Origin of the sequence: Porcipelethomonas sp., assembly GCF_051893655.1 — a bacterium.
Classification (GTDB): domain Bacteria; phylum Bacillota; class Clostridia; order Oscillospirales; family Ruminococcaceae; genus Porcipelethomonas.
In genome coordinates this window covers 1-3,394 of sequence record NZ_JBJFHN010000049.1, presented here as the reverse complement: position 1 = coordinate 3,394, position 3,394 = coordinate 1, and the positions used below count along the sequence as shown (strand labels likewise).

At 40.6% G+C, this 3,394-nt stretch carries 5 protein-coding genes; all 5 read left to right on the top strand.

The genetic code is table 11. The features are described 5' to 3' along the window. Window positions 1-164 precede the first annotated feature (164 nt). Complete coding sequence (locus ACI4WO_RS02715; protein WP_439806021.1) at window positions 165-542, top strand: hypothetical protein; 378 nt, start codon at window positions 165-167, stop codon at window positions 540-542. A 1-nt stretch (window position 543) separates the two neighbouring features. After that, a complete protein-coding gene (locus tag ACI4WO_RS02710; RefSeq protein WP_439806020.1) occupies window positions 544-1,317 on the top strand; it encodes a hypothetical protein in 774 nt (257 codons plus the stop codon). 54 nt (window positions 1,318-1,371) lie between these two features. Next, a complete protein-coding gene (locus tag ACI4WO_RS02705; RefSeq protein WP_439806019.1) occupies window positions 1,372-1,743 on the top strand; it encodes a hypothetical protein in 372 nt (123 codons plus the stop codon). Window positions 1,744-1,796: 53 nt separating this feature from the next. Beyond that, a complete protein-coding gene (locus ACI4WO_RS02700) occupies window positions 1,797-2,027 on the top strand; it encodes a hypothetical protein (RefSeq protein WP_439806018.1) in 231 nt (76 codons plus the stop codon). Continuing rightward, window positions 2,027-3,394: hypothetical protein (locus ACI4WO_RS02695; protein WP_439806017.1), on the top strand; the 1,368-nt coding region annotated here is incomplete at its 3' end. The genes ACI4WO_RS02700 and ACI4WO_RS02695, both read left to right, overlap by 1 nt.

Here is a 3,394-nt window from a genome sequence, read left to right as displayed (position 1 = left end):
AACGGAGACGGCAGAAAGGGCGGTTGGTTTTATGAAGATGCTAAGGGCAACGGACATTTTACACACGGTAAAAAACCTCGCCGTGCGCTGCATAATGCTTTTGAGACAAAAAAGACCGCCGTGATAAAAAGGGCGGAACAAATCATGAAATCGGAGATGGGATAATGACCATAAACGGCTTGAATTTCATAGCCGGAAAGCTTAAAGCCGCTGACATCCCGTACTGTTTTGAGGAATGGAATAAGGAAATACAGTACCCCTATTTTGTCGGAGAATATACCGAATCGGAACCTATGTATGAAAACGGTGAATCCGAAAGCACATTTATCCTGACAGGTACAACAAGAGGATCATGGCTGGAGCTTGAAAAGGCTAAGAAAAAAATAAGAAATATATTTCCCGATAAGGGAGCAACGGCGATACTCGCAGATAAAACGGGTATTGCCGTTTTTTATGCATCATCTATGCCTGTTCCTACAGGCGTGGATGAACTCAAACGAATACAAATTAATTTGAATGTAAAAGAATGGAGTGTTGATTAATATGGCAGTAGATGGAGTTTCACCCAGAGCGCTGAAAAGCGGTATTTCAGAGAGTACGCCTAATAATATGACTTTCGGTGCAGGAGTACTTGTGAAAGATCTGAGCTGGGACAGCACAAGAAAAGTGCTTACAACAGATACAGTGCCGCAGTCCGGCAAAACTTATTATTATTGGTATCAGGCAAAGTGGGAAGCCTTAGACGGAGATGAATTTTCTCCTTTATATACTTATTATGAGCAAGTTCCCGGATGGAATTATAATTCATGCAAGAAAATGGGGACCACAAAAGACGGTTCAAAACTTTCTATAGTCCCCGAATACAGCGATATTGAAGTTGATGGCGTACTTGTAAAAATGAAAGGCATGACAGTTAAAACAGGTGAAAAAGCCACACTTGAAACAACGCTTGTTGAAAATACAGCGGAAAATGCGGCTATGGCAATCGGCGGAACAATATCAGCAAAATCAAATCTTGTATCCGATATAAACTTTAGCAACAGCAGCTGCAAGGTTGTAAAATCCCGTTCTTCTGTAGCAGTAAGTGATTACATTACAAATCTTGCACTTATTGCGAACAGAATTGACGATAATTCCAATGCACCTATGATAGTTATCTTTAAAAATGCTCTTTGTACAAGCGGATTTGAAATTGAAACTAAAAACAAAGAAATATCAGCATTCAAGACAACATTCGAATGCTATGCAGATTTATCTTCTGATGTTTCAGCAAGTCTGCCGTATGAAATAATCTATCTGGAAAGTGAAAGTGCATAAGTTTCATGGGGAGTTGAACTCCCCCCTGTTTAATTAAAAGTGAGGTATATGATCATGGAATTTAAAATCAGAAAGTTTAATTCAAGAGATATATTTAAAGCATGCACTATAATTACGAAGTGCGGTGTTACAGAGTTCAGAAAGGCGTTTATTATAGCTCCGTCCCTTGCAAAACAGGGCGTAGAAGCTGTAGGCGGTGCGGTATTGGCAGACCTTGCGGCTATAGTGATATCTAATCTCCCGAAATGTGAAAAGGAAATTTATGAATTTCTGTCAAGTGTTTCAGGACTTTCAAAAGAGGAAGTTGCAGAGCTTTCTCCGGCGGATTTTGCACGGCTTATAGGAGCGGTTACCAAGTCGGAAGATATTGCTGATTTTTTTACGGCTGTGAAAGAATTAATCGGTTCGGGGAGAAAAAAGAACTAAGTTTTTTTGATTTCCTGTGCGAACGCTATAACGATCCGTTCGGACTGCTTGATATGTACATAGAAAACGGCAGATTGTGCGATTTTTTAGACGGATTTATTGATATTATCAATGAATCACAGGCGTGGGAAATATGGATGAATAAAAGAACAGGCATGACATGGGAAGAATTCAGACTTTCTGTAATCCCACAGGATATTTCTGCTGAAGAAGTTGAAAATGCTCAGCAAAGCTCTGAAAATCTTTATAATAATCTTTGCGGTATGATAGGAGGTGAGCGGTAATGGAATTATTTAAGCTTTTCGGCACAATTGCTGTTGAAAATTCTGAGGCTAATAAGGCGATTGATGAAACTTCCGGGAAAGCGGAACAGTCTGAAAGCCGTATGTCAAGTGCATTCAAGAAAATCGGTGCAGCAGTTACTACATATCTGGCTGTTGATAAAATAAAAGATTTTGGTCAGGCGTGTGTTGATGCATCGGCAGAAGTAGCAGCAGAGCAGTCCGCATTTGAACAGATTATGGGTGATTATTCTGATGCGGCACAGGAAAAAGTAAATGAAATTGCTGATGCCACAGGCATGGTTGATACAAGGCTTACTCCTTATATGACGTCCATGACAGCTAAATTCAAGGGCTTAGGGTATGATATAGGCGATGCTACCGACTACGCTCAGCAGGGACTTACTATAGCAGCAGATGCGGCGGCATTCTGGGATAAATCCCTTGATGATTCAATGTCAGCTCTCAACAGCTTTGTAAATGGCTCTTACGAGGGCGGCGAGGCTATCGGATTATTTGCAAATGATACGCAGATGGCGGCATATGCTGTTAAAACCGGACTTGTTTCAGAATCAAAGGAATGGTCAAGTCTTGATGAAAAAATAAAGCAGGCAACCAGACTTGAATATGCTGAAAATATGATGAAGCAGTCCGGAGCTACAGGACAGGCAGCCAAAGAATCAGGGCAGTATGCTAATGTGATGGCAAATCTGTCAGAAAAATGGCGTCAGTTTAAAGCACAGGTCGGAGAACCAATTTTACAGGATATTGTACTTCCTGCAATGGATAAGCTGAGTGGATTTATTACCAGCCATTTACAGCCGGGTAGTGAAAAGCTTTCAGCATTATGGACTGACAAGCTCTATCCTGCTTTTACAAAAGCCGGAAAGTACATAAGCGGTAAACTGATATCAATTTTTAATAATCTGAAATCAATTGCTGAAAAGAATTCTGATAAAATAAATTTACTTAAAGAAGTTATGGGTGAACTTTTTGAAGCCGTCAAAGACGGAAGTAAGAAACTGCTTGATTTTGTGGAATGGCTTACAGGCAGCACTAACGGTGCTGAGAGCCTGAGAAGTGTAATCAAAGGTTTAGCAGCCGGATTTTTGGTTTATAAAGGAGCAATGATTGCGACAAATTCTGCTGTAAGTATTGGCACAAAGGTGGTTGAAGCTTACAGAAAAGCACAGCAGCTTCTTAATTCTACAAGTCCCTTTGGCTGGATTGCTCTGGCTGTTTCCGGATTGGTAACTCTTGAAACAACTTTAAGAGGGCTGCCATCGCCTACGGAAAAAGTTACAGAGGAATTTTCTAAGCTTGACGATGAAGAACAGGAGCTTATTGATCGCATCAGTGAGTTGACAGAT